Below are 25,737 nucleotides of genomic sequence, written 5' to 3' on the forward strand. Positions count from 1 at the left end.
AAGGGGCCGCCCGTCATGCGCCGCGCAATCCAATTCTTTGCGTCGCAAACCCCAAATCTGGCGATCCCTCGAGGACTCGAACCCCGAACCTGCTGATTAGAAGTCAGCTGCTCTATCCAGTTGAGCTAAGGGACCGCTGACCACGTTCTGCGACACGGGGCGCGGCAGATCAAGCCGCCTTGCGCGGGGGGACGGTCGAAGATGGCGGGGCGTTGCAGAGGGCTGATGCCGGCTCTGGCCGATCAGTGGGTCCAGGGACCGCGCCGGTCGGTGGCGAAGTTCTCGCCATAGCCGCGCGCGCGGATGTTGGGCTTGCGCGTCTGCGGCTCAGTCACTTGCGCCTCGATGCCATGTTCCTCGGCATATTCCAGCGCCGCTTCCTTGCTCGAAAACCGCAGCCGAACCTGAGCCTGGGTGTCGTTCGAAGACGTCCAGCCCATCAGCGGATCGACCTCGCGCGCCGTGTCGGCCGCGAAATCCAGAACCCATTCGCGGGTCTTGGCGGTTCCGGACTGCATCGCGTTTCGGGCGGGCTTGTAGATGCGGGCGGGCATGGGCGATCTCCTAGCGTCTGACGACGGTATGGCAGAGATAGCGTTCCGATCGCAACCGCGCAATGCGGCGCATTGCTCGCGTTCGCAGGTCGTTGTCTGCGACGGTCGCGACATGTTCGATTTCGGGGAGATTAGGTGCTGTCGGACGCCCTCGCAGTCTTTGAGGGGTGGGGTGGGTGCAGCGGGGCGTCCGACAGCGTGCTGCTGCTTGCCTGACAAACGTAACCGTCATCAGGGTTAAGATCAACAAGTTTTAAACCATAGGTTGAGCGGGTTCTTGCTGATCCGCTGGCATCTTTTGGCCGTCGTTTTGAAAGGATATGCGGATCGCGCCCGGGTGCGACGGCCCAGCGGGCCAAGAACTGCACGATTCGAACACTGCCGACAAATTCGGGCGGAACTGGGGCACCGGACCGGATCGCGGCCAGCGTCGGCTGACTCTGGCTGCCAGTTCCTGACACAACGCTGTCAGTGGCAGGGGTTGAAGCCGGGCACCGCAGACACAATTGTGACTCCATCCCAGCCGGAATCACCTGATGCACAATAACCGTCCTGACCAGATGCCGATCCTTCATGCCGCCGCCGCGGACGTGCGCACGCGCGAGAAGCTGGAAGGCGGCAAGCAGATCGTCATGCAGACCGAGTTCCAGCCCGCCGGCGACCAGCCGACGGCGATCGCGGAACTGAGCCAAGGTGTCGGCGATGGCGAGCGCGATCAGGTGCTGCTGGGCGCGACGGGCACCGGCAAGACCTACACGATGGCCAAGGTCATCGCGGAAACGCAGCGTCCGGCGATCATCCTTGCGCCGAACAAGACGCTGGCGGCCCAGCTGTACGGCGAGTTCAAGGGCTTCTTCCCGGACAACGCGGTCGAGTATTTCGTGTCCTACTACGACTACTACCAGCCCGAAGCCTATGTGCCGCGCACCGATACCTTCATCGAGAAGGAAAGCCAGATCAACGAACAGATCGACCGGATGCGCCACTCGGCCACCCGGGCGCTTCTGGAACGCGACGACGTGATCATCGTGGCGTCGGTGTCGTGCATCTACGGCATCGGCTCGGTCGAGACCTATGGCGCGATGACCCAGGACCTGCACGTCGGCAAGGAATACGACCAGCGGCAGGTGATGGCGGACCTTGTGGCGCAGCAGTACCGCCGCAACGATCAGGCGTTCCAGCGCGGCAGCTTCCGCGTGCGCGGCGACGTGCTGGAGATTTTCCCCGCTCACCTTGAGGATCGGGCGTGGCGTCTGTCCTTCTTCGGCGAGGAACTGGAGGCGATCACCGAGTTCGACCCGCTGACGGGCGAAAAAACCGATACGTTCGACCGCATCCGAGTCTACGCCAACAGCCACTACGTCACGCCCCGCCCGACGATGAATCAGGCGGTGATCGGCATCAAGAAAGAGCTGCGCCAGCGGCTGGATCAGCTGGTGGGAGAGGGCAAGCTGCTTGAAGCGCAGCGGCTGGAACAGCGCACCAATTTCGACATCGAGATGCTGGAGGCGACCGGCGTCTGTAACGGGATCGAGAACTATTCCCGCTACCTGACCGGCCGCGCCCCCGGAGAGCCGCCCCCTACCCTGTTCGAGTTCATCCCCGACAACGCGCTGGTGTTTTGCGACGAAAGCCACGTCTCGGTTCCCCAAATCGGCGGCATGTACAAGGGCGACTATCGCCGCAAGTTCACGCTGGCCGAACATGGGTTCCGTCTGCCGTCCTGCATGGACAACCGCCCGCTGAAGTTCGAGGAATGGGACGCGATGCGGCCCCAGTCGGTCTATGTCTCGGCGACCCCCGGATCGTGGGAACTGGAACAAACCGGCGGCGTGTTCACCGAACAGGTCATTCGCCCCACCGGGCTGCTGGACCCGCAGGTCGAAATCCGGCCGGTCGAAACGCAGGTCGATGACCTGCTGGACGAGGTGCGCAAGGTATCCGCCGCGGGCTATCGCACGCTTGTCACGACCCTGACCAAGCGCATGGCCGAAGACCTGACCGAATACATGCACGAACAGGGCATCCGCGTGCGGTACATGCACTCGGACATCGACACGATCGAACGGATCGAGATCCTGCGCGATCTGCGGCTGGGTGCGTTCGACGTGCTGATCGGGATCAACCTGCTGCGCGAGGGGCTGGATATTCCCGAATGCGGACTGGTGGCGATCCTCGACGCCGACAAGGAAGGCTTCCTGCGCTCGGAAACCTCGCTGATCCAGACCATCGGCCGCGCGGCGCGGAACGCCGACGGACGCGTGATCATGTACGCCGACCGCATCACCGGTTCGATGGAACGCGCGCTAGGGGAAACCGAGCGTCGCCGGGAAAAGCAGATGGCCTACAACGAAGAGCACGGGATCACCCCCGAGACCGTGCGCAAGAACGTCGAGGATGTTCTGGCCGGGCTGTATCAGGGCGACACCGACATGAACCGCGTGACCGCCAAGGTCGACAAGGCGGCGGGCGGCAACCTGCAGGCCCACCTCGACGGCCTGCGCGAGGACATGCGCAAGGCAGCCGAGAACCTCGAATTCGAAGAGGCGGCGCGCCTGCGCGACGAGATCAAGCGGCTGGAGGCCGTCGATCTTGCCATCCATGACGACCCGCTGGCGCGGCAGTCGGCGGTAGAGGCCGCCGCGGACGCCGCTGTCAGCACGAGGGGGCGCAGCACGGCGGGGAGGCCGGGGCAGCGTGGCGGCAACGTAAAGAGGAGGAAGAAGTAGTCTAGTCAACCCAAATTCTTTGTATCTTGCGCTAAAACAGTTATGGCTCGAAACGCATATCTTGTTAAAGAAAAATTTGACCAGTCAAATTGCAAGCTTTACATTTGCCGGCAGAATTTCCTTTTTGCATGGGAGCTTTTGAATATGCTTTCCGGAACCAATGTAAACCTAAATATGTTCAGCCCTACTTTAGAAGATAAAGTTTCATGGGCGACCTCCTCCGCCGTTTCTGAAGATTTAATAGAGTTCTACAATGTTGAAGTATTTGACATTGACGGCGACTCGGGTGAAGTCGTTCCAGCGTCGATAGATATATCCGGAAACTCAATCAACTACACTACGCTTCAATCAGGCATTTTTATTAATGTTCCTGACGAAACCGGATTTAACGGATACGAGCTGAGTTTCGACGCACTAACCGACAATTCGATGCTGACCATAATGGAAGCCCGTCTTTTGGACGCGGCCAATTCCCTTAGCTTACCGAGAGACAATGTTTTTCACACTGGCGACGCAGTATACATCAACGTCGACGGCCTGGCCTTCGGAACGGGCGACAGTTTTTCCATAGTTATGGATCTGTCCTTCGTGGGCAATAGCTTAAGCAACGAGTTCATCGGTGGCGACGGAAACGATTTTGCCTCCGGCGGAGCTGGACACGACACGCTACGCGGCGAAGACGGCCACGACGAACTTATTGGCGGGCGCGGAAGCGACTGGCTTTACGGCGGCACGGACAACGACATCCTGATCGGGGGGTTCGGCGACGACGTCCTAATCGGAAACTACGACAAGGATCAGCTTTTCGGCGGCATCGGCAACGACGTTCTTAAGGGCCGCCACGGCACCGATTACCTTGTCGGAGACGTGGGCAACGACACGATGGAGGGCGGCTCCGGCGCCGACCTGATCGAAGGAAATGCTGGAAAAGACAGCGTTCTGGGTGGATCTGGCGGCGACACCATCGACGGAGGCGCCGGAACCGACGTGCTGTCAGGAGACGCAGGCAGCGACCTGATATTCGGTGGCGGCGGCGCTGATCTTATGTTCGGCGGCGATGGCTACGACGAGTTGATCGGCGGCGACGGTAGCGACTCGATGATCGGTGGTGGAGAGGGTGATTACCTGACGGGCGGCTCAGGTGCGGATCTTTTCGTGTTCAACTCATTGGAAGACTCCCTGATCGGACCCGGAGAGGACATAATAACTGATTTTGAAACCGGCTCGGACCAGATCGATTTTTCCACACTGGTGCCGGAGTTGACCGTCTCTTTGAACGGCGGTCTAACCGGAAGCGGCCCGAGTGCCCGCACGGCGGAGGTTGATAGCGATACGGCAATCTATATCGACTTCGACGGGAACGGCAGTTCGGACATGCGGATCATTTTGGATGGAACAGTCGGCCTGAGCTTGGATGACTTCATCGTATGACTGATTGGCCTCGTAGGGTGCGTTTTCAACGCACCGCACACGCAAAGGACACCGTCGCGCCGCACCCACTTTTCTGATAGGATCGTTCCACGAAGCGAGTCTACAGCGCCTCATCCTCGGAAATGTCCTGTCGAATGCGCGCCGAGAAGCTTCTGCGGAACCGCCGTGCCACTCTCCACGGCGGTTTCGTGTCGTCGACCGGGTCTACAGGTTGCACAGGGACGGCGATGGCGTGGCCTGTGAGCCACCGAAAAGCTAGGTGACAGGCTAGGCGTCAAATGTGAGCTTCGCCTCAGACATCGGAGGACACGCGCCATGCTGACCGGAACCTGCCTTTGCGGCGACGTCGGATGGACCTTCGACGGACATCCCGGCACTGCCACCGCTTGCAACTGCACTGCCTGCCGGCGCTATGCGACGCTGTGGATCTACGATTGGGTCGGCGGGCGTATCGCGGTGACGGGCACCACGCAGTCCTACGTGCGACCGGGCGGCGACGCTGTACTGGGGTTCCATTTCTGCCCGACCTGCGGATGCGTCAGCCATTGGCAAGGGCTTGGCCCGAACCCCGACGGCCGCACCCGCATCGCGGTCAACGTGCGCCTGTCGGAACCCGAAACCGTGGCGCATCTGCCCATCCGGCATTTCGACGGGCTCGTCCGTTTCGAAGACCTGCCGATGGACGGGCGTACCGTCCACGACATGTGGTTCTGATCCGCAGTCAGCGGTCGAACAGCATTTTCCCAAGCAGCAGCACGATAACCGACCCGATCAGCGCAAAGACGATGATCGCGAACACGCCCCACGCGGCCAGAAGGCCGATGCCCAGCGCCGCGAACAGGAACGGGGCCGCGCACGCGCCGACGACGCCCAACAGCATATACATGCCCTTGTTCCGGCCCGCGACCGTCCCGGCGATCCAGCCCGCCAGCAAGCCGATCACCGCCATGATGACAAGCGCCATCACGCCCATCGTGCCAAGTACACCTTCCATTTTCGTCTCCGTCCTTGTTCCTGACGGGAAAGGTAGGGCGATACGGTGGAATACCAGACTTTGCCGGTTCGAAGCGGCAAGCGATAAATCCGTACCAAGTTAAGGTCCGGCCCGCAGGCTTTCTGCCGGCGTCGGGAATATATTTTTTCGGGTACAATTAATGACAAATTTTACAACAGGTTACATTCTTACCCTGGCGTGTGCGGGCATCGTCATTCTTGGCGACGCGCTTTTGAAACTCGCGGCAGACAAGGGCCACGGGCTGGCCTCTGCCCCCCTTGCCGTCGGCTGCGCGCTTTATGCGGTCTCCGCGATCGCGTGGTTTCTTGCGATGCGCCATATCTCTTTGGCACAGGCCGGTGTGGCCTATGCGATGTTCAGCCTTCTGGCCCTGTGCGTGATCGGTAACCTGTTCTTCGGCGAGCGGATCACTTGGAGAGAATTCGCCGGAATCGGCTGCGCTGTCGCGGCCATCTTCCTGATGGTCCGCTAGCGGGCCCTCGTCAGTCGAAGTCGAAGATCTCTGCCAAGATCGATTTGCGGCGGCGCTTCTTATAGGATTTGCCACCGCGATACCGGTCATCCCACCGATCGTCGTCATCATCCCGGTATCTGTCGTGATCACGGACACCGCGCGCCGCGTACCGGTCCCCATCGCGCGGGTCGCGACGCTCGTGATGCTCGCGCGGCGGCTCGCGGTAGGGTTCCTGCCAGACCTGCGGATCAGGCGCGCGGTGCTGCGGCGCGGTGGGGCGTTGATCCGGGTCGGGCTCGCGGTCGGGTTCCGGCTGGACCAGAGGGCCGGTGGCCTTCTCGATGATCTTGTCCAGTTCTCCGCGATCCAGCCAGACACCGCGGCATTTCGGGCAATAGTCGATCTCGACGCCGTGGCGTTCGGTCATCAGCAGATCAACGTCGCAAGTTGGGCATTTCATTCGCAGGTCTCCTCCGAGTCCGGCGACACATGGGGCCTGCGCCGTGCGACGCAATGCGCCCACACGGAAAGTTCAGGGACGCAGGAACTTGGCCCCGCCATCCATCTGGCGCGGGGGATCAGCCTCTGGCAAGGGTGCGGCGTCGGGCGCGGTTTCTGGACCAGCCTCTGTCACGACCTCTGGCGCGGGAAAGCGGACCAGCCGCGGCCCAAGATCGCGCCCGCCGTCCTCGCACGAGATGCCGTTGCCATCCCGATCATACCGCTTGTGATAGCCCGGGAACCCCTCGGCTGCCGGGGCAAGCCCGACCCTTCGCGCGTGTTCGCAACCGGCCAGCGCGTACAGGTGCAGCGCCGCGTCCGTATGCGAAAACCCCGAGGTGCGGATGAAGATCGACACCGTCAGCCCTGTCGCGACCAGCGGAACGCCCGCGATCAGCCCCGCGATGCGCAGCGGCGCGAACGCGCGACGACGCAGCGCATCGGCGCGGGCCATCCGGCGTTCCACCCTGCGGGCGCGCCGCTGCTGACGAGGTGTCGTGGCGTCCATGCGCCCGGGGTATCCATCGATTATGGCGCAGGTGGGGCGGGCGGGCTAAGCTGCCGCGACGCAGGCAGAGGGAGACAGCCACATGACCATTCACATCGGCGCGAGACCGGGCGACATCGCCGAGACGGTCCTGCTTCCGGGCGATCCGCGCCGGGCGGAATGGGCGGCGAAGACCTTCCTCGACGACCCTGTCTGCGTGAACGAGGTGCGGGGCATGCTGGGCTATACCGGCACATGGAAGGGCAACCGTGTGACGATCCACGGCACCGGGATGGGCATGCCGTCGCTGTCGATCTACGTCAACGAGCTGATCCGCGACTATGGGGCGAAGACGCTGATCCGCATCGGGTCCGCCGGGGCGATGCAGGAAAGCGTGGCGCTGCGAGATATCGTGGTCGCGATGACCTCGACCACCCTGTCCACCCCCTCGGCTGGCATCCTGCGCGAGTTGAACTTCGCCCCCTGCGCCGATTACGACCTGCTGGAATCCGCCGTCGCGGCCGCGCGCGGTCGCGGCCTGTCGCCCCATGTCGGCAACATCTATTCGTCGGATGTCTTCTACGACGAACGTCCCGACCTGAACGAGGCGATGACCCGCCACGGCGTGCTGGCCGTCGAGATGGAGACCGCCGAGCTGTACATCCTTGCGGCCCGCCACGCCTGCCGTGCCCTGTCGGTGCTGACCATCTCGGATCACCTGCTGACGGGCGAGGACCTGCCGTCCTCGGACCGCGAACGGTCGTTCGGCGACATGGTCGAGATCGCGCTAGAGGCCGCTTTCGCTTGACCCTCCGTTCTGACGCGGCAGAAAGGGTGCAAAGCGGACAGACGAGGTAGGCGATGTTCTTCGAAGAAGGCTGGATCCCCCTGGGCGAGGTCACCGGCAACGTGTTCCGGCGGCTGCAGTCGCTGAAGGCCGAGAACAAGATCGGCAAGGGTCAGGGCAGCCTGCGCAGCATCCTTGCGGTGACCGTCTGGGACGTGTGCGAGGCCTCGGCCAAGCTGGCGGTGACCGCACCGGACGGCACCGCCGTGTCGGTGTCGAAAGACGTCGTGATGTGGGCCGACCCGACCAGCCTGTCGAACGAACACGTCAACATTCAGGTGGGGACCGTCGGGTCCAGCGACATGCTGGACGAACACGGCGACCTGCCGGACACGGACACGCTGGTGGCGCGCTACGGGCCGTTCCTGAACCTGCCGGTGGTGATCACCACCAACACCTTCCAGTCGTCCATCGGCTATCTGGCGGAAGAGGTGAAGGACGACCTGACCGAGGACAAGGAACTGATCGACGGCGCCCGCACGATCCTGTCGATGGCCGAGTCCGGAGAACTTCTGACCCGCGAGATCGCCCGCGCCCGTATCGGCACATCGCTGTCGCGCCGCCGGTTCAAGCTGGCATGGGCGATGGCCGCCGCGAAGGTGCCGGAACTGAAGAAACCGAACCGCTGGGCCGGGCTGTGACCGCCTAGCCTGCCAGCAGCCGCACGGCCTGCGTGCCGGGTACGTCCGTCCAGACCGCGCGCTCGCTCAGCCGCTCGGCCATTTTCTCGGGCAGCAGCATCTCGGTCGTCGCGGGTCGAAGCGGACCGCGTATGCTGTGCAGGCCGGGCGTGTTCAGGAAGGTATCCAGCCGCGGCAGGTCGAAGCTGAAATCCTGAAAGTCGTGCGCAAAGGTCGGTTCGCGCAGGAATGTGTACAGCAGGTCCATCGTCTCGGCCGGCGCCGCCAGAAGCCGGTCGTAGTCGATCACGATCATCCGTTCCGACAGCGGCCCCATCAGAGCGTCCTGCACAAGGTTCAGCGACTGCCCGACGATGCCGTCGTCCGACATCAGCCGGTTCACCCGCTGCGCCAGCGTCGTGTCGGGGTCGAACAGCTTTGACTGCCGAAACGTTAGCGACCGCCGCGCGCGCTCGAGCGAACTGACAACCCGCGCCGGATCGCGCACGGTGATGATGAAACGGCACAGCGGGTACAGCGCGACCAACTGCTCGGCCCGCAACAGCCAGCGCCGGTTGGTGTCGAACACGACATCGGCGTCGCCCCTGTCGTGATGGACCGCGTCGATCACACCGTGCATGACCGCGCGGCGCTGGTCGTCGTCCAACAGCGCCGACAACTCGCTGTCGCCCGAGAACTGGTTGTACAGCATCTGGAAGATGATCTGCGCCGCGCTGGTCCCCGAGGCGCGGAACCGGGGGTTCTGGTTCAGCAGCGCGGCCAGCATGGTCGACCCCGAGCGCGGCAATCCCACGATGAAATTGTACCGTGTCGCGCGTTTGCGCCCCTGCCCTGCCTCGGCCATTCGCCCGATCTCCGCCTGTTCCTGCCCGCCCGGACACGATGGCCCATCTGCGGCTGTCCGCCGTCCTGCCCCGCGACTGCGGCGCGACCGTGACGTCATCCTGCCGCAACCGGGGCGGGCGGGCAATCGCGGCCAGACGCCACTTTTTCGTTGTCCCGTCACGGTCCGGCGCTATGTAAGCGGCGCCCCAGGAGGTGACCATGAGTACAATGTTGTCCGTCAAGGACGTCCGAAAGACCTACGAAGGCGGCGGCGATGCCTTGAAGGGCGTGTCACTCGACATCCCCGAGGGCGAGATCCTAGCCCTGCTTGGCCCGAACGGCGCCGGTAAGACGACGCTGATCTCGATCATCTGCGGCCTGTCCACCATGACCGGCGGCTCTGTCACCGTCGGCGGCCACGACGTGATCCGCGACTTTCGCGCCGCGCGGCGGCTGATCGGGCTGGTCCCGCAAGAGATCGCGCTGGAACCGTTCGAGCGGGTTCAGAATACGGTGCGCCTGTCGCGGGGGCTGTTCGGGCTTCCGGCGAAGGACGGCAAGATCGAAGAGGTGCTGCGCCGCCTGTCCCTGTGGGACAAGCGTAACGAACCGATCCGGTCGCTGTCGGGCGGCATGAAGCGGCGCGTGTTGATCGCAAAGGCGCTGGCGCATGAACCGCGCGTGCTGTTCCTTGACGAACCGACCGCAGGCGTCGACGTCGAACTGCGCAAGGACATGTGGGACATCGTGCGGGACCTGCAATCGCAGGGCGTCACGATCATCCTGACCACCCACTACATCGAAGAGGCCGAAGCCATCGCCGACCGCATCGGCGTCATCAACAAAGGCGAGATCCTGCTGGTCGAAGAAACCGGCGCGCTGATGAAGCGCATGGGCAAAAAGCAGATGATCCTTGAACTGACCGATCCGGTCGAAACGATCCCGGAGGGCCTGTCCCACTGGTCGCTGGAAATCGGCGACGCCCCGAACGAACTGATCTACACCTACGACGCCCAGTCGGAACGCACCGGCATCAACCGCCTGTTCGCGGACCTGAAAACCGCCGGTCTGACCCTTCGGGACCTGACGACCCGACAGTCCAGCCTGGAAGAAATCTTCGTGGGCCTCGTACACAAGGAGGACGCGGCATGAACTGGCACGCGATCCGAGCCATCTACCTGTTCGAGATGACGCGGACCTTCCGCACCATCTGGCAATCCGTCGTATCGCCGGTGCTGTCGACCTCGCTGTACTTCGTGGTCTTCGGCACCGCCATCGGCAGCCGCATCGACGAGGTCGAGGGCGTCAGCTATGGCGCGTTCATCGTGCCGGGGCTGATCATGCTATCGGCGATCACCCAATCGATCTCGAACGGCAGTTTCGGGATCTACTTCCCGAAGTTCGTCGGCACGATCTACGAGGTTCTGTCAGCACCGGTGAACTTCATCGAAATCGTCATCGGATACGTCGGCGCGGCCGCCACGAAGGCGCTGATGATCGGGGTCATCATCCTGATCACCGCGCATTTCTTTGTGGACCTGCGGATTGAGCATCCATTTGCGATGATCGCCTTCCTGCTGCTGACCTGTCTTAGCTTCGCGCTGTTCGGCTTCATCATCGGCATCTGGGCGAAGAACTTCGAACAGTTGCAGCTGGTGCCGCTTCTGGTGGTCACGCCGCTGGTGTTCCTTGGCGGCTCCTTCTACTCGATCTCGATGCTGCCGCCGGCGTGGCAGACGGTGACCCTGTTCAACCCGGTGGTCTACCTTGTCTCGGGCTTTCGCTGGTCGTTCTTCGGGGTCGCGGACGTGGCGCTTGGCTGGTCGCTGCTGGCGATCCTTGGGTTCACCTGCCTGTGCCTGACCGTGATCTGGTGGATCTTCCGCACTGGCTGGCGGATCAAGACCTGATCCGTGCCAAGGGCGCCCATCCAGCGGGCAACAGCCCCACAATGCCCTAATAAACCGGGGAGGCGACCTTGTTGCGTCGCCCCCCCGAAGCTACATGCCTTGGCATGAAACGCTGGCTTCCCTTCGTAAAATCGCATCCCACCGTGGCCGTCGTCCGCCTGAACGGCATGATCGCTTCGGGCAACCGGCGCGGCGCGCTGAACGACGCGGGCACCGCCCAGACGATCGAACGCGCCTTCTCGCGCGGGAAACCGGACGCGGTGGCGCTGGTGATCAACTCTCCCGGCGGGTCGCCGGTGCAAAGCTCGCTGATCGCCGCCCGCATCCGTCGGCTTGCGAAAGAGAAATCCGTGAAGGTCTACGCCTTCACCGAGGATGTCGCCGCCTCTGGCGGGTACTGGCTGGCCTGCGCGGGGGACGAGATCTGGATCGACCCGTCGTCGGTCGTCGGTTCGATCGGCGTGATCTCGGCCAGCTTTGGCCTGCACGAGTTCATCGCCCGCCACGGTGTCGAACGGCGCGTGCATACCTCGGGGCGGTCCAAGTCGATGCTTGATCCGTTCCGGCCCGAGAACCCGGATGACGTCGAACGGCTGAAGGGCTGGCAGGAAGAGATTCACGAGACCTTCATCGACTATGTGAAGGACCGGCGCGGCGCGCGGCTGGGCGACCACCCCGACCTGTTCACCGGCAACATCTGGATCGGGCGCAAGGCGGTCGAGGTCGGGCTTGCCGACGGCATCGGCCACGTCGTGCCGAAGATGAAGGAAATCTTCGGCGACAAGGTGCGGCTACAGGCCTACGGCCCGAAACGCGGGCTGCTGTCCCGGTTCGGCATGACGCTGGCCGACGACGCCATCGCCGCCATCGAAGAGCGCGACGCCTACGCGAGGTTCGGCCTGTGATCGTCAAGGTCGTCGTTCTTTTCCTTGTCGCGATGGGCGTACTGGCGATGTTCGGCCGCCTGCGGTTTCCGGGCCAGAAGTTCCTTGCGAACAAGAAATGCCCCCGGTGCGGTCGCTACCGCATCGGCAAGGGCCGGTGCGACTGCGGTAAGGGATAGGAACCCTTGGATTATCTGTTAGCTGCTGCCGGTCTTGTCATTCTGCTGGTTGCCGGGGACCTGCTGGTCCGGGGCGCGGTCAACCTTGCCCTGCGCCTTGGCATTCCCGCCCTGATCGTCAGCCTGACGGTGGTGGCGTTCGGCACCTCTGCGCCGGAACTGGTGATCTCGGTCGGATCCATCCTTGACGGTGCACCGGGCCTTGCGCTGGGCAACGTGGTCGGATCGAACACCGCGAACGTTCTGCTGGTACTGGGTGTGCCCGCGCTGATGACCGGCCTTGCCACCGGCAGCCACGACACCAAAAAATCCTACTGGACCATGATGCTCGCCACCGTGGTCTTCATCGGCCTCGCGTTCCTTGGCCCGATCACATGGCTGGACGGGCTTGTTCTGCTGGCCGTATTCGCCGCCGTGATCGGCGAACAGATTTACTCGGCGCTGAAAGACCGGCGCGAGGCGAAGCTGGCCGCAGACGACGACGAAGCCCCCGAAGGCGCCGACCCGAACCTTGCGGGCTGGAAGATCGGCGTGTTCCTGGCCCTTGGCCTTGTCGGGCTTCCGTTGGGCGCGCAGCTGCTGGTCGACAGCGCGGTCAACATCGCGACCGCGTGGGGCGTCAGCGAGACCGTCATCGGCCTGACCCTTGTCGCGATCGGGACGTCGCTGCCGGAACTCGCCACGACAGTCGCCGCCGCCCTGCGCCGTCAGGCGGACGTCGCGCTGGGCAACGTCATTGGGTCGAACCTGTTCAACTTGCTGTTCATCCTCGGCGTCGCCTCGCTGTTCGGCGACATCCCGGTCGACGCGTCTTTCCTGCGGCTCGACCTGTGGGTCATGCTGGCCGCCAGCGTGGTGCTCGCGCCAACTGTGATCCGGCGCAAGGACATGGGCCGTATGGCTGGTATCGTCCTGTCGCTGCTGTACGTGGCGTACTTGGTCCTGATCCTTGTGATGAACTGAACCGGAGCCCGCCATGCAGATCCGAAACGCCCTTGTCACCGGCGCCGCCAAACGTCTGGGCCGCGCGATGGCGCTGGCCCTTGCCGAAGACGGCTTCGACGTGGCTGTGCACTATGCCGGGTCCGAGGACGCCGCGAACGAACTTGTGGCCGAGATCACGGCAATGGGCCGCCGCGCCGTCGCGCTACAGGCGGACCTCACCGATGAAGACGCGGCGCAGGCGCTTCTGCCGCGCGCGGCACAGGCGCTGGGGCCGATCAGCCTGCTGGTGAACAACGCGTCGATCTTCGAGTACGACTCGTTGAAGTCCGCGACCCGCGACAGCTGGGACCGCCACATGGAATCCAACCTGCGGGCGCCCTTCGTGCTGACGCAGGCGCTGTTCGCTCAGGCGCCGGACCCTTCGACCGACAGCATGGACGAACCCCGCGCCGAGGCGCTGGTGGTGAACATGATCGACCAGCGGGTCCGCAAGCTGACGCCGCACTTCATGTCCTACACCATCGCGAAGATGGGTCTGTGGGCCTTCACCCAGACTGCATCGATGGCGATGGCCCCGAAAGTGCGGGTGAACGCCATCGGCCCGGGCCCCACCCTTCAGGGCGCAAATCAACCAGAAGAGCATTTCCGCAAGCAGCGCGAGACCACCGTGCTAGAGCGCGGCTCGAACCCCGAGGACATCGTCGGCGCGCTTCGCTACTTCCTGAACGCCCCCGCTGTGACGGGTCAGCTGCTTTGCATCGACGGCGGCCAGCACCTTGCCTGGAAGACCGCAGACATCGACACCGAACTCTAGCAGCGGGTGCCCCGTCGCGGCGCCCGCCGCGAAACTTGTGCACTGCCCCGGCCAATGTCATGAAATCGAAGCATTTTCTTAATAAATCACGGCCATTTACAATTCGTTCATAAATTTTATCAATAATAACAATGCCTTGCAAAAGTGACCAAAAATAAGGCAGACCGTGGAAACCGTATAAAAACAAAGAAAAAATCGCGCTGTCGCAGAGTTCTCTTCAGACTTATCCCCAGATTCCGTGGACACAATTCCCCTTGTTCTCGCCATGCGGAGATTGCAGCCAGCGCCCAGAATCACGATCTTGGATCCATGACCGACCAGACCAGCCAGACCCAGCCGGAAACCAAGCCCACGGGCGCCTCTGTCATCCAGTCGTACCTGAAGACTCTCGACGCGTCGCCGGGGGTCTACCGGATGCTGGATGCCAAGGGGGCAGTCCTGTACGTCGGCAAGGCGCGCAACCTAAAGGCGCGGGTTTCGAACTATGCTCGCGGGTCCGGCCACAGCCCGCGCATCTGGCGGATGATCCAGCTGACGGCCTCGATGATGTTCCTCACCACGCGCACCGAGACCGAGGCGCTGCTGCTGGAACAGAACCTGATCAAGCAGCTCAAGCCGCGCTACAACGTGCTGCTTCGCGACGACAAATCCTTCCCGAACATCCTCGTGACGAAGGACCATGCCTTTCCGCAGATCACCAAGCATCGCGGCGCGAAGAAGGAAAAAGGCGCCTACTACGGCCCCTTCGCCAGCGCCGGTGCCGTGAACCGGACCCTGAACCAGCTTCAGAAGGTTTTCCTGCTGCGCAACTGCACGGACTCGGTGTTCGAAAGCCGCACGCGGCCCTGCCTGCTGTACCAGATCAAACGGTGCAGCGCCCCCTGCGTCGGCCATATCGACGAAGCGGGGTATGCCGCCTTGGTGTCCGACGCCGAACGCTTCCTGCAGGGCAAGTCCACCAAAGTGCAGTCAGAACTGGCCGCCGAGATGCAGAAGGCGTCCGACGATATGGAGTTCGAGCGCGCCGCTGCCCTGCGCGACCGAATCCGCGCGCTGACGCAGGTCCAGTCCAGTCAGGGCATCAACCCGCGCGGCGTGGCCGAGGCGGACGTGATCGCACTGCACATGGAAAGCGGGCAGGCCTGCGTGCAGGTGTTCTTCATCCGCGCCAACCAGAACTGGGGCAACCGCGATTACTACCCCCGGCTGGGCGGCACCGAAAGTGCGGCAGAGGTCCTGCAGGCCTTCATCGGCCAGTTCTACGACAACAAGGAACCGCCGCGTCAGCTGATCCTGTCGGATGACATCGAGGACAGCGACCTGATGTCCGAGGCGCTGGCCGAGAAGGCGGGCCACAAGGTCGAGATCCTCGTGCCCCAGCGCGGCGAAAAGGCCGAGCTTGTGGCCGGCGCCCTGCGCAACGCGCGCGAAAGCCTTGCCCGCAAGATGTCCGAAACCGCGACGCAGGCGAAGCTGCTGGACGGCATCGCCGAAAGCTTCGGGCTGGATGGCCCGCCGCAGCGGATCGAGGTCTACGACAACTCGCACATCCAGGGCACCAACGCGGTCGGCGCGATGGTCGTCGCGGGGCCCGAGGGGCTGATGAAGAACCAGTACCGCAAGTTCAACATCAAGGGCGACGACCTGACCCCGGGCGATGACTTCGGCATGATGAAAGAGGTCCTGACCCGCCGGTTCAAGCGCCTGCTGAAAGAAGACCCCGATCGCGACCGCGGCATGTGGCCGGACCTTTTGCTGATCGACGGCGGCGCCGGGCAGGTGTCGGCGGTGCACTCGATCATGACCGAGATGGGGGTCGAGGACATCGCGATGGTCGGTGTCGCCAAGGGGATCGACCGCGACGCGGGCAAAGAGGAATTCCACCGCATCGGCACCCGACCCTTCGCCCTGCGCCACAACGACCCGGTGCTGTACTTCGTCCAGCGCCTGCGGGACGAGGCGCACCGCTTCGCCATCGGCACCCACCGGGCGAAACGCGCCAAGGCCCAGATGGCAAACCCGCTGGACGAAGTGCCCGGCGTCGGCGCAACGCGCAAGCGCGCGCTTCTGGCGCATTTCGGCTCGGCCAAGGCCGTCAGCCGCGCCAATCTGTCGGACCTGAAGGCGGTCGACGGCATCTCGGGCCAACTGGCAGAGGCGATCTACGACTTCTTCCACGAGAAATCGTAAACCGGGGCCGCGTGCCGCAATGCGGACGTCTCACCGGCAACGCGAGCCAGTGGCGTCCGCCTGAACGCGGAATAATCCCGCAGATGCGACGAACGGTCCCGGCACCACACCGGGCCCGTCCACAATTCCACGTCACTCGACACCGCAGACACCTTTCCAGCCCCCCCGGAAGGAGCTAGGTAAGTCGTCATGGCTTGGACGATCCCCAATATCCTGACCGTACTCCGGCTGCTGGCAGCGCCGGGTGTGGCGATCATGTTCCTCTACTTCGTGCGCCCGTGGGCGGACTGGTTCGCGATGCTGCTGTTCATCAGCGCAGCGGTCACCGACTGGTTCGACGGCTACCTTGCCCGGCTCTGGAAACAGGAAAGCCGCTTCGGCGCGATGCTGGACCCGATCGCGGACAAGGCGATGGTCGTCATCGCGCTTCTGGTGATCACCGGCTTTTCGGGTATGGACCCGTGGATTCTGCTGCCCGCCACGATGATCCTGTTCCGCGAGGTTTTCGTTTCGGGCCTGCGGGAATTCCTCGGCGCGCAGGCGTCGACGCTGAAGGTCACCAAGCTGGCGAAGTGGAAGACGATGGCGCAGATGGTCGCCATCGCGGTGCTGTTCGCCAAAGGCATCTTCGAACACCACATGATCGCCCGCACCGTCGGGATGGACGCGGCCACCATCGACGGCATCATGTCCGGCGCGATCCCCGATGCAGTGGGCCTGCAATGGAACGTCGCCGCCGCGTGGTACAGCTGGTGGGGCGGCGTCGTCCTGCTGTGGATCGCCGCGGTGCTGACGCTGCTGACCGGCTGGGACTACTTCCGCAAATCGCTGCCCTTCTTCCGCGAAGGGGCGCCGAAATGATCGACGTGCTCTATTTCGCATGGGTGCGCGAACGCATCGGCCTGCCGAAGGAACGGATCGACACCTCGGCCACCACCGTCGCCGCGCTTGTCGAGGAACTGAAGGCCCGCGAGGCCCGGTACGAGGCCGCCTTCGCCGACATCTCCGCCCTGCGCGTCGCGCTGGATCAGGAACTGTCCGACTTCGACGCCCCGCTGGACGGCGTGCGCGAGGTCGCGTTCTTCCCGCCGATGACGGGGGGCTGACATGACCGTCCGGGTCCAGTCCGACCCCTTCGACCTTGGCGCGGAACTTGCCGGGTTCGCGTCCGGGCGGACCGACATCGGCGCACAGGTCAGCTTCACCGGCCTCGTGCGCGACGACGGCGGCCTGCGCCACATGGAGATCGAGCACTACCCCGGCATGACCGAGAAGGCGATCGCCGGGATCGTGGAACAGGCCACCACCCGCTGGGACCTGAAAGCGACGCTGGTGATCCACCGCTTCGGAACGCTGGCCCCGGGCGAACAGATCATGATGGTCGCCACCGCCGCCGGGCACCGCGCCGCCGCCTTCGAGGCCGCGGAATTCCTGATGGACTACCTCAAGTCCCGCGCCCCCTTCTGGAAGCGCGAGGTCACCCAGACCGGCGCCGACTGGGTCGCCGCGAAGGATGCGGACGAGGACGCGCTGCGGCGCTGGTAATCGCGCCGCCTGCTTCTTCTCTTTCCAAATACCTCGGGGGACGTCGCCGCAGGCGACGGGGGGCAGCGCCCCCTTTGGGCTAAATTTTCCAACCAAGCCCGCCAAGGATTGACCGGCGGCACACGTCTCACCAAACGTGATGCGCATGAAGACGACAGACACCGAGCTGGCCAACGCCGCCGCGGGCGGCGACCGGGACGCGTTCTCGGCGCTGCTCGCGCGGCACTACGACAGCCTGTTCCGCGTCTGTTTCCGCCTGTCCGGCAGCCGCCCGCTGGCCGAGGACCTCACGCAGGACATCTGCCTTGCGCTTCCGGCCAAGCTGCGGGGATACCGCGCCGAGGCGAAGTTCACGACGTGGCTGTATCGCGTCGCGGTGAACGCCGCCCATGATGCCCGCCGCCGCGCGGCGACGCGGGCGAAGGCCGCCGACGGCTGGGGCGACTGGGAAATCGCCCGCCGCGCCGCCGACGCCGAAACGGCCGAGGGGCTCGACTGGCTGCAGACCGCGATGCGCGCCCTGCCCGAAGACCTGCGCGACACCGCCGCGCTGACGATGGGGGACGAGATGACACATGCCGAAGCCGCCGAGGCCCTCGGCATATCCGAGGGAACCGTCAGCTGGCGGCTCTCGGAAATCCGCAAGCGCCTGAAGGCGATGCGGGATGAGGAGCTGAGTGCATGACCGATCCGCTCGACGACCTGAAACGCGCCTTTCAGGACGCGACCCCCGATCCCGACGCGGATCGGAAAGCCCGCGACCTTGCCCGTGCGCAAGAAATTTTCGACCGCGCCCAAGGATCGGCGGGCGCGGCGCGTCCTACTCCTGACCGTCCACGATGGGCGGGTCTTGTTGCAGGAGTTCGAAACATGCTGACCGCTTTGACATCCCGCGCGGGTCTGACCGCCTCTACCGCCCTTGTCGCCGTGGGCCTCGTCGCCCTGATCCCGATGCTGCAGGATGGCCCCGACCTTGGCGACCTTGCCCAGCCCGAGGTTGCCCCTGCCCCGGCTGTCGAGACCCGGCGCGAAGCCGATGACACGGCCGCCTCGGGGCGGTCGCTGACCGAGACTTTTCAGGAAGAGGCCGAAGCAGAGACCTTCGCCGCCCCCGCCGAGATCGTCGCGGAACCGATGCCCGCCCCGTCCATCGCGCCCGACATGGCCCCGGTCGGCGGGCTGATCGCACCGGCCCCGATGGACCGGGTGGCGCCCGAGATGCCGGACACCGAAACCTTCGCCAACGCCGACTCCAACCCGGTCAAGGTCGTGGCCGAGGACCCTGTTTCGACCTTCTCGGTCGATGTCGACACCGCCAGCTATGCCGTGATCCGCGACTTTCTGATGAACGGCCAATTGCCCCCGGCGGATGCCGTGCGGATCGAAGAGATGGTGAACTACTTCACCTACGACTACGCGGCTCCGGGCCCCGACGGCACTGCCTTCCGCCCGACGGTGACGCTGGCCGACACGCCGTGGAACCCGGACACCCGGCTGATGACCGTCGGCCTGCAGGGTCAGCTTCCCGCGCTCGAAGACCGGCCGCCGCTGAACCTCGTCTTTCTGATCGACACGTCCGGTTCGATGCAGGACCCCGACAAGCTGCCGCTGCTGAAGCAAAGCTTTCGCCTGATGCTGAGCGAACTGCGCCCCGAGGACGAAGTCGCGATTGTCACCTACGCCGGGTCTGCCGGGCTGGCGCTAGAGGCGACGCCCGCCTCGGAGCGTGACACGATCCTCGCGGCGCTGGACCGGCTAGAGGCCGGCGGCTCGACTGCCGGGCAGGCCGGGCTGGAACAGGCCTATGCCGTGGCAGAGGCGATGACCGGGGACGACGAGGTCGGCCGCGTGCTGCTGGCCACCGATGGCGATTTCAACGTCGGTCTCAGCGACCCCGACGCGCTGGAAGACTACATCGCCGACAAGCGCGACAGCGGCACCTACCTGTCGGTGCTGGGCTTCGGGCGGGGCAATCTGCAGGACGCGACGATGCAGGCGCTGGCCCAGACCGGCAACGGCACCGCCGCCTATATCGACACGCTGAACGAGGCACAGAAGGTGCTGGTGGATCAGCTGACCGGCGCGCTGTTCCCCATCGCGGACGATGTGAAGATACAGGTCGAGTTCAACCCGGCCCAGATCGCGGAATACCGGCTGATCGGCTACGAGACCCGCGCCCTGCGGCGCGAGGACTTCAACAACGACAGCGTCGACGCGGGCGAGGTCGGGGCCGGTCATGCGGTCACCGCTTTGTACGAGATCACGCCGGTCGGCTCTCCGGCCATCCTGAACGACCCGCTGCGCTATGCGAACGACAGCGCCGCCGACACCGCAACGGACGGCAACGACGAACTGGCGTTCCTGCGGGTGCGCTACAAGGATCCGGGCGAAGCCGCCTCGACCCTGATCGAGGTTCCGGTGACCGAAGGCATGGCCAGCGCCAGCCAAGACGCCAACTGGGCCGCCGCCATCGCCGGGTTTGGCCAGCTTTTGCGCGAAGGACGTTACGTCGGAACTTGGGACTATGACGACGCGATCGCGCTGGCGGCCTCGGCGCAGGGCGACGACCCCTTCGGCTATCGCCGCGAGGCGATCAACCTCATGCGGCTTGCAGAAAGCCTTTCGCAATAGGCCTTTGATCGCGAGGGCCCCTTTGTCGCCGTCTCTCCCCCGGCCCTCGCCGGCCCCCTTTCCGCTGTCCCGGAAAGGGGGCCACGATCATTTGAAGGTCAGGTATTCCACCAGTTGAATGGATCGGGCCGCCGCGCTTAGATCGGCGGCCATGCTTGATCCTGTACCCACCCGCTTTGCAGCCATCGCCGATATCCACGGCAACGCCGACGCCTTGTCGGCGGTGCTGGCCGATATCGACCGGCGCGGGATCGGGACGGTGGTGAACCTTGGCGACCATTTCAGCGGCCCGCTGGCGGCGGCGGAAACCGCCGAGATCCTGCTGGCGCGGCCGATGCTGTCGGTGCGCGGCAACCACGACAGGTATCTGCTGGACCAGTCGCCGGAACAGATGCACGTCTCGGACGCCGTGGCCTACCGGCAACTTCAGCCTCGGCACCTTGACTGGCTTGGCACGCTGCCCCCCACCGCGCGGTTGGGCGACGACATTCTGCTGTGCCACGCCACGCCGCACGACGACCAGACCTATTGGCTGGACGAGGTCCGCGCCGACGGCACCACGGGCCCGCGCCCGCTGGACGGGATCCGCACCCTTGCCGGGGACATCGACGTGTCGCTTGTCCTGTGCGGGCATACCCACCTGCCCCGGATCGTCCGCCTTCCGGGCGGCCCGCTGATCGTAAACCCGGGCAGCGTCGGTCTGCCCGCCTATGACGACGACACCCCTGTCCCGCACGTCATGCAAACCGGGACACCCGACGCAAGCTATGCAGAGCTTACACGGGACAAGAACGGCGAATGGCAGGTCACCCTGCACGCCGTTCCCTACGACCCGGCGCGCATGGCCGCCACCGCGCGCGCTGAAAACCGCGAAGACTGGGCCACGACCCTAGAAACAGGATGGCTTGCAGTCTAACGTGTAAATCATTGGCGTCGGCTGCAAATTTCTCAGGATAAATGAACAATACAATGGCCCAGAAAGACCTAGCCAGGCGTTTTCGCGACTTTATCGCGTGCGTCAACGCGAAGGACTGGACCTCGCTTGGTCAGCACCTTCACGAAAGTGTCCTGTACAACGGGCGCCTTCTTAGTATGGCCGAGATGCAAGCGAAGTTCATCGAACGCCTAGAACACGTTCCCGACTTGAAATACGAAATCGATTTCATGGTGGTCGAGCCGCCGATGGTCGCGGTGCGGTTGTGCTTCAACTGCACGCCCTGCGGCAAGATCTACGGCCTGCCGGTCAACGGGCGCCGGGTGCTGTTCAGCGCCAATGGCTTCTACAACTACGACGATGGCCGCATCACGCGCGGCTGGTCGACCGTCGATGTCCACGCCATCGCCGCGCAGCTTCAGACGCACTAGTCGCCAGCGGTCCAATGAAAAAGGGACGCGCCCCGAAAGGCACGCCCCTCTCCACACGAAAGCTTGGTGTCGGCTTAGTTGACCGAGACCTCTTCAGTCTCGACCGCTTTGCCGTCGACGGCTGCGGACGACGCAATCGCGATGCGACGCGGCTTCAGCGCCTCGGGCACTTCGCGCACAAGGTCGATATGCAGCATGCCGTTCTCATGCACGGCGCCGTTCACGCGGATATGGTCGGCCAGCTGGAACTTGCGCTCGAACGCACGGGTCGCGATGCCGCGATGCAGATAGGTGCGGTCGGTCGCTTCGTCCGCTTTCTTGGCAGCAACGATCAGCGCGTTTTCGCGGACCTCGACCGACAGTTCGGCGTCGGTGAAGCCCGCCACGGCAAGCGAGATGCGATAGGCATCGTCAGCGGTCTTTTCGATGTTGTAGGGCGGGTAGCCGGGCTGTTGGGCCACGTCACTGGCCACGACACGGTCCATAAGGTCGGCGATGCGGTCAAAGCCGACGGTTGCACGGTAAAGCGGTGCAAGATCAAAGTTACGCATGGGTCATCCTCCATTGAGCGATAACTGTATGTGGGTGGTCCTCCCGACGGGACGGACCTGTCTGCCGGCCCCTTTTGGGCGTCCGGCACTAGACATGTGGTTAGGGCAGAATGCCATTTCAAGGGTCGCAGACAGGCGCCCAAACACCTGAAATATATAGACAGTTGAAGATTTTTTCGCGCGGCAAGTCAGATCATGCCCGCGCGGACGGTCTAGGGCCGGACGAACTTTGCCCCGCCGCCCGAGTCCGTGCCAACCGTGATGCGCCGCGATGTAAAGCCCGGCTTTGGCCAGACGCCCTCGCCGCTGGCAAGCTGCCGTTTCAGCTGTGCGACCAGCACCGGCAGGTCCATCCCGTAGGCGACCGTCTCGCCGTTCAGCCGCATACCGGACGAAATCAGCGACACGATGCGCCCCCGGTTCCCGACCCTCTCGAACACCGGCGCGCCAGAGGCGCCGAAGGTCACGTCGCAGTCAAAAGCCATCAGCCCCGTCTGCCGCCCCAGCAACCGGCAGGTCGCCTGCCGAGACAGCGCGTCGTCACGGCCCCGCGCGTAGGACACGACGCTGACCTCTCCCCGGGGGCCGGACGGCGTGTCGACAAGGAAGGGCGCCGCGAAGGCCGCCGGGATCGCGGTCTCAAGCTTCACCAGAGCGGCGTCATAGACGATGCGGCGGGCGGTCAGGTCGCCCGGATCGTATTCCGGCGGCACAACCGAACTTTCGGCAGCCACTTCGGCCACGGCGACACCGTCGCGCAGACCCGCGCGGAACACCATACCGGTCCGGCGGGTGCCATCGCGTTCCATCACGCAGTGGGCCGCTGTCAGGACAAGGTCCGGTGCGATCAGAACGCCGGTGCAATAGCCGTCGTCCAGTTGCAGCTTTCCCACCGCTTCGTAGCCGAACAGGTCGTCGCGTTCGGTCAGGCGGATCAGGCCGCTGTTCTGCGCGAAAGCGCCGGTTCCGCAAAGAACCAGCGCCAAGGCGATCGCAATCTGTCGAAACAAGATCATGGCCGGATGAACTTTGCCCCCGTGTCGTTGCGGGTTTCGGTCATGGTCAGGCGGCGGACGACCGGCTCGGCATTGCCGAACACGCCGTCGCCAGCACCGCGCATCGCCATCAGCTCGGACAGCGGCGCCTGCAGGTTCATGCCCAGCGCGACCTTCTGGCCGCTCATCTCGGCCTTGGACGACACGACCGACACGATCTGCGGCACGCCGTTGCGCAGCACGAAGACCGGCGACCCCGACGAGCCGAAGTCGATGTCGCAGCTCAGGATCAGCGAGGCACCCTGTTCGCCCAGCACGTTGCAGACTTCTTGCAGCGACGGGCTGTCGGCGCGGTCGTAGGCGTAGCTGACGATGCCGACCTCTTCGCCCGCGTGGGGCGACGTGTTGGTGTCGAACGGCGTGACGGTGGTGTTGCGGATCGGCTGGTCCAGTTCCAGCAGCGCAAGGTCATGCGCCACGCGGGCCACGAAGTCCTCGCCCGAGGGGTTGAACGACGGGTGCACGAAAGACCGGCTGACACCGCGATAGGCCGAGGCGCGACCGCCGCGCCAGTCGGCCAGAAATTCAACGTTGGCATCGGGGATGCGGTGGCCGGTGGCGCCATCGTACATGCAGTGCGCGGCGGTCAGCACCAGATCGGGGGCGATCAGCGCGCCGGTGCAGAAGCTGCCGTCGGCAAAGTTCAGACGGCCAACGCCGCTCCAGCCGCGGCTGTCGTCACCGGTCAGCAAAGTGCGCAGTTCCGACTCGGTCCCGGCCTTCAGGTCGTGACCCCAGATGGCCAGCAGGATCAGAAAGATAAGTCCGCGTTTCATTGGGCTTCCCCTTGCTCGTTAAGCTAAGGGGTAAGCGCCGCTAAGGGCCGTTTTCGGACTCGATTAGGTCGATGTGGTGAACAATGATGGCGGTTTCGGGCCACCTGTTGCCCAGTCGAGAAGTTCGACGGTGTGGGCGACCGGCACATCGGTGCCCGATCCGATCTGCATCATGCAGCCGATGTTCCCGGCGGCGATGAGATTCGGTTTCTTCGCCTCGAGCGTCCTTATTTTGCGGGCCTTCAGCTTGCCGGAAATCTCGGGCTGCATCAGGTTGTAGGTGCCCGCGCTGCCGCAGCACAGGTGCGGATCGGCGGGTTCGACGACCTCGAATCCGGCCTTCCGCAGCAGATCCTTTGGCGCGGTCGTCACTTTCTGGCCATGTTGCAGGGAACAGGCGGCGTGATAGGCGACGCGCAGGTCCTTCGGCGCGCCCTCGGGAATCCCGATGCGCACCAGAAGCTCGGTGATGTCGGTCGCAAGCTCGGACACCCGCGCCGCGTCGGCGGCCATCCCCGGATCGTTGCGGAACATGTGGCCATAGTCTTTCACCGTCGTGCCGCAGCCCGAGGTGTTGATGACGATGGCGTCCAGCCCCGCGCCGCGATCCTCGGCCATCCATGCGCCGATGTTGGCCGCTGCCGCCGCGTGGCTTTCATCCTCGAGGCCCATGTGGTGCACCAGCGCGCCGCAACAGCCCATGCCCTTGGCCACGACGACCTCGCAGCCCAATCGCGTCAGCAGGCGGATGGTCGCGTCGTTGATGTCGGTGTTCAGCGCCTTCTGCGCGCAGCCGGTCATCAGCGCCACGCGCAGCGTGCGCTCGGACCGGGCCGGAAAACTTTGCGGGTCGTCGTTGCGGCTGACGGGCGGGACCTGCTTCGGCGCCATGTCTAGCATCGCGCGCAGGCGCGGGTCGGGCAGCAAGCGGCGGAACGGCCGCCCGATCTTGGCCCCCAGCAGCGCCAGCCGGAATCGTCCGGGATAAGGCAGCACGCGGCTAAGCACCCAGCGCAGCGCACGGTCGCGCCACGGACGGCGATAGGTCTTCTCGATATGCGCGCGGGCGTGATCCACAAGGTGCATGTAATGCACGCCCGAGGGACAAGTCGTCATGCAGGCAAGGCAGGACAGGCAGCGGTCGATATGCTTGACGGTCTTCTCGTCGGCGGGGCGGCCGCTTTCCAGCATGTCCTTGATCAGGTAGATCCGCCCGCGCGGGCTGTCGAGTTCGTCGCCAAGCACCTGATAGGTCGGACAGGTCGCGGTGCAGAACCCGCAATGGACGCAGGCGCGCAGGATCTCGTTCGCGCGGGCCGTGCCCGGATCCTTCAGTTGGTCTTCGCTAAACGTCGTCTGCATCTTCGCACTCCGCATCCCGGCCAGCCGCCGGGGCCAATGTCACGTC

Annotated in this window: 29 protein-coding genes and 1 tRNA gene; 20 read left to right on the forward strand and 10 right to left on the reverse strand. The window is 64.4% G+C overall.

The window, feature by feature from the left end; translation table 11 throughout:
* Positions 1-58: 58 nt before the first annotated feature.
* Both P1K30_RS17105 and P1K30_RS17110 read right to left on the reverse strand, forming a co-directional pair.
* Positions 59-135 (reverse strand) — tRNA-Arg (locus tag P1K30_RS17105).
* A gap of 107 nt (positions 136-242) precedes the next feature.
* Positions 243-554: an ETC complex I subunit gene (locus tag P1K30_RS17110; RefSeq protein ID WP_275633982.1), complete on the reverse strand. Its 312-nt coding sequence runs from the start codon at positions 552-554 to the stop codon at positions 243-245.
* A gap of 560 nt (positions 555-1,114) precedes the next feature.
* Between P1K30_RS17110 and uvrB the strand changes: the two genes are divergently transcribed.
* The 3 genes from uvrB (at position 1,115) to P1K30_RS17125 (ending at position 5,428) form a co-directional block, all read left to right on the forward strand.
* Complete coding sequence (gene uvrB / locus P1K30_RS17115; protein ID WP_275633983.1) at positions 1,115-3,283, forward strand: excinuclease ABC subunit UvrB; 2,169 nt, start codon at positions 1,115-1,117, stop codon at positions 3,281-3,283.
* A 42-nt stretch (positions 3,284-3,325) separates the two neighbouring features.
* A complete protein-coding gene (locus P1K30_RS17120) occupies positions 3,326-4,714 on the forward strand; it encodes a calcium-binding protein (protein ID WP_275633984.1) in 1,389 nt (462 codons plus the stop codon).
* Positions 4,715-5,029: 315 nt separating this feature from the next.
* Positions 5,030-5,428 carry a GFA family protein gene (locus tag P1K30_RS17125; RefSeq protein ID WP_275633985.1) on the forward strand — a complete coding sequence of 133 codons (399 nt, stop codon included), beginning with the start codon at positions 5,030-5,032 and terminating at the stop codon, positions 5,426-5,428.
* A gap of 7 nt (positions 5,429-5,435) precedes the next feature.
* Here the strand turns inward: P1K30_RS17125 and P1K30_RS17130 are convergent, their stop codons facing one another.
* Positions 5,436-5,708 (reverse strand): GlsB/YeaQ/YmgE family stress response membrane protein, encoded by a 273-nt coding sequence (locus P1K30_RS17130; RefSeq protein WP_275633986.1) that lies wholly within the window; start codon positions 5,706-5,708, stop codon positions 5,436-5,438.
* 160 nt (positions 5,709-5,868) lie between these two features.
* Between P1K30_RS17130 and P1K30_RS17135 the strand changes: the two genes are divergently transcribed.
* Entirely contained in the window at positions 5,869-6,201 is a 333-nt protein-coding gene (locus P1K30_RS17135; protein WP_275633987.1) for an EamA family transporter, read from the forward strand.
* A 10-nt stretch (positions 6,202-6,211) separates the two neighbouring features.
* Here P1K30_RS17135 and P1K30_RS23940 read toward each other — a convergent pair whose 3' ends face one another.
* Together P1K30_RS23940 and P1K30_RS17145 are read right to left on the reverse strand one after the other, a co-directional pair.
* Positions 6,212-6,643, reverse strand: coding sequence for a TFIIB-type zinc ribbon-containing protein (locus P1K30_RS23940; protein ID WP_338052383.1), 432 nt, complete (start codon positions 6,641-6,643; stop codon positions 6,212-6,214).
* 72 nt (positions 6,644-6,715) lie between these two features.
* Positions 6,716-7,192 carry an excalibur calcium-binding domain-containing protein gene (locus tag P1K30_RS17145; RefSeq protein ID WP_275633988.1) on the reverse strand — a complete coding sequence of 159 codons (477 nt, stop codon included), beginning with the start codon at positions 7,190-7,192 and terminating at the stop codon, positions 6,716-6,718.
* Positions 7,193-7,274: 82 nt separating this feature from the next.
* On the opposite strand from P1K30_RS17145, the gene deoD reads away from it, so the two are divergent.
* Positions 7,275-7,979, forward strand: coding sequence for a purine-nucleoside phosphorylase (deoD, locus tag P1K30_RS17150; protein ID WP_275633989.1), 705 nt, complete (start codon positions 7,275-7,277; stop codon positions 7,977-7,979).
* A gap of 53 nt (positions 7,980-8,032) precedes the next feature.
* Positions 8,033-8,659 (forward strand): hypothetical protein, encoded by a 627-nt coding sequence (locus tag P1K30_RS17155; protein WP_275633990.1) that lies wholly within the window; start codon positions 8,033-8,035, stop codon positions 8,657-8,659.
* Positions 8,660-8,663: 4 nt separating this feature from the next.
* On the opposite strand, the gene P1K30_RS17160 is transcribed toward P1K30_RS17155, so the two are convergent.
* A complete protein-coding gene (locus P1K30_RS17160) occupies positions 8,664-9,503 on the reverse strand; it encodes a sulfotransferase family protein (RefSeq protein ID WP_275633991.1) in 840 nt (279 codons plus the stop codon).
* A 200-nt stretch (positions 9,504-9,703) separates the two neighbouring features.
* Between P1K30_RS17160 and P1K30_RS17165 the strand changes: the two genes are divergently transcribed.
* From P1K30_RS17165 to P1K30_RS17230, 14 genes are all read left to right on the forward strand, one after another.
* Positions 9,704-10,636 (forward strand): ABC transporter ATP-binding protein, encoded by a 933-nt coding sequence (locus P1K30_RS17165; protein WP_275633992.1) that lies wholly within the window; start codon positions 9,704-9,706, stop codon positions 10,634-10,636.
* A complete protein-coding gene (locus tag P1K30_RS17170) occupies positions 10,633-11,394 on the forward strand; it encodes an ABC transporter permease (protein WP_275633993.1) in 762 nt (253 codons plus the stop codon). Before P1K30_RS17165 ends, P1K30_RS17170 begins: the two co-directional genes overlap by 4 nt.
* Before the next feature lie 104 nt (positions 11,395-11,498).
* Positions 11,499-12,299 (forward strand): S49 family peptidase, encoded by an 801-nt coding sequence (locus P1K30_RS17175; RefSeq protein WP_275633994.1) that lies wholly within the window; start codon positions 11,499-11,501, stop codon positions 12,297-12,299.
* On the forward strand, positions 12,296-12,457 hold the full coding sequence (locus P1K30_RS17180) for a hypothetical protein (RefSeq protein WP_275633995.1): 162 nt from the start codon (positions 12,296-12,298) through the stop codon (positions 12,455-12,457). Before P1K30_RS17175 ends, P1K30_RS17180 begins: the two co-directional genes overlap by 4 nt.
* 6 nt (positions 12,458-12,463) lie before the next feature.
* Positions 12,464-13,420 (forward strand): calcium/sodium antiporter, encoded by a 957-nt coding sequence (locus tag P1K30_RS17185; RefSeq protein WP_275633996.1) that lies wholly within the window; start codon positions 12,464-12,466, stop codon positions 13,418-13,420.
* A gap of 13 nt (positions 13,421-13,433) precedes the next feature.
* Positions 13,434-14,216 carry an SDR family oxidoreductase gene (locus P1K30_RS17190; protein WP_275633997.1) on the forward strand — a complete coding sequence of 261 codons (783 nt, stop codon included), beginning with the start codon at positions 13,434-13,436 and terminating at the stop codon, positions 14,214-14,216.
* 309 nt (positions 14,217-14,525) lie between these two features.
* A complete protein-coding gene (gene uvrC / locus P1K30_RS17195; protein WP_275633998.1) occupies positions 14,526-16,406 on the forward strand; it encodes an excinuclease ABC subunit UvrC in 1,881 nt (626 codons plus the stop codon).
* A 189-nt stretch (positions 16,407-16,595) separates the two neighbouring features.
* Positions 16,596-17,267, forward strand: a complete 672-nt coding sequence (gene pgsA / locus P1K30_RS17200) for a CDP-diacylglycerol--glycerol-3-phosphate 3-phosphatidyltransferase (protein ID WP_275633999.1) — start codon at positions 16,596-16,598, stop codon at positions 17,265-17,267.
* Positions 17,264-17,512, forward strand: a complete 249-nt coding sequence (gene moaD / locus P1K30_RS17205) for a molybdopterin converting factor subunit 1 (protein ID WP_275634000.1) — start codon at positions 17,264-17,266, stop codon at positions 17,510-17,512. Before pgsA ends, moaD begins: the two co-directional genes overlap by 4 nt.
* A gap of 1 nt (position 17,513) precedes the next feature.
* Positions 17,514-17,951, forward strand: a complete 438-nt coding sequence (locus P1K30_RS17210) for a molybdenum cofactor biosynthesis protein MoaE (protein WP_275634001.1) — start codon at positions 17,514-17,516, stop codon at positions 17,949-17,951.
* Positions 17,952-18,096: 145 nt separating this feature from the next.
* Positions 18,097-18,636, forward strand: coding sequence for an RNA polymerase sigma factor (locus tag P1K30_RS17215; protein ID WP_275634002.1), 540 nt, complete (start codon positions 18,097-18,099; stop codon positions 18,634-18,636).
* A complete protein-coding gene (locus P1K30_RS17220) occupies positions 18,633-20,582 on the forward strand; it encodes a vWA domain-containing protein (RefSeq protein ID WP_275634003.1) in 1,950 nt (649 codons plus the stop codon). Before P1K30_RS17215 ends, P1K30_RS17220 begins: the two co-directional genes overlap by 4 nt.
* A gap of 151 nt (positions 20,583-20,733) precedes the next feature.
* Positions 20,734-21,498 carry a metallophosphoesterase family protein gene (locus P1K30_RS17225; protein WP_275634004.1) on the forward strand — a complete coding sequence of 255 codons (765 nt, stop codon included), beginning with the start codon at positions 20,734-20,736 and terminating at the stop codon, positions 21,496-21,498.
* Positions 21,499-21,551: 53 nt separating this feature from the next.
* Entirely contained in the window at positions 21,552-21,947 is a 396-nt protein-coding gene (locus P1K30_RS17230) for an ester cyclase (RefSeq protein WP_275634005.1), read from the forward strand.
* 74 nt (positions 21,948-22,021) lie between these two features.
* Here the strand turns inward: P1K30_RS17230 and P1K30_RS17235 are convergent, their stop codons facing one another.
* The 4 genes from P1K30_RS17235 to glcF all read right to left on the reverse strand — a co-directional run bounded on the left by P1K30_RS17235 (position 22,022) and on the right by glcF (position 25,691).
* Positions 22,022-22,498 (reverse strand): Hsp20 family protein, encoded by a 477-nt coding sequence (locus tag P1K30_RS17235; protein ID WP_275634006.1) that lies wholly within the window; start codon positions 22,496-22,498, stop codon positions 22,022-22,024.
* 212 nt (positions 22,499-22,710) lie between these two features.
* A complete protein-coding gene (locus P1K30_RS17240) occupies positions 22,711-23,514 on the reverse strand; it encodes a trypsin-like serine peptidase (RefSeq protein ID WP_275634007.1) in 804 nt (267 codons plus the stop codon).
* Positions 23,511-24,329: a trypsin-like serine peptidase gene (locus tag P1K30_RS17245; RefSeq protein WP_275634008.1), complete on the reverse strand. Its 819-nt coding sequence runs from the start codon at positions 24,327-24,329 to the stop codon at positions 23,511-23,513. The genes P1K30_RS17240 and P1K30_RS17245 overlap by 4 nt, the downstream gene beginning before the upstream one ends.
* A 63-nt stretch (positions 24,330-24,392) precedes the next feature.
* Positions 24,393-25,691: a glycolate oxidase subunit GlcF gene (glcF, locus tag P1K30_RS17250; RefSeq protein ID WP_275634009.1), complete on the reverse strand. Its 1,299-nt coding sequence runs from the start codon at positions 25,689-25,691 to the stop codon at positions 24,393-24,395.
* Positions 25,692-25,737 lie beyond the last annotated feature (46 nt).

It is taken from the genome of Psychromarinibacter halotolerans, from assembly GCF_029168315.1.
GTDB classification, from domain to species: Bacteria; Pseudomonadota; Alphaproteobacteria; order Rhodobacterales; family Rhodobacteraceae; genus Psychromarinibacter; species Psychromarinibacter halotolerans.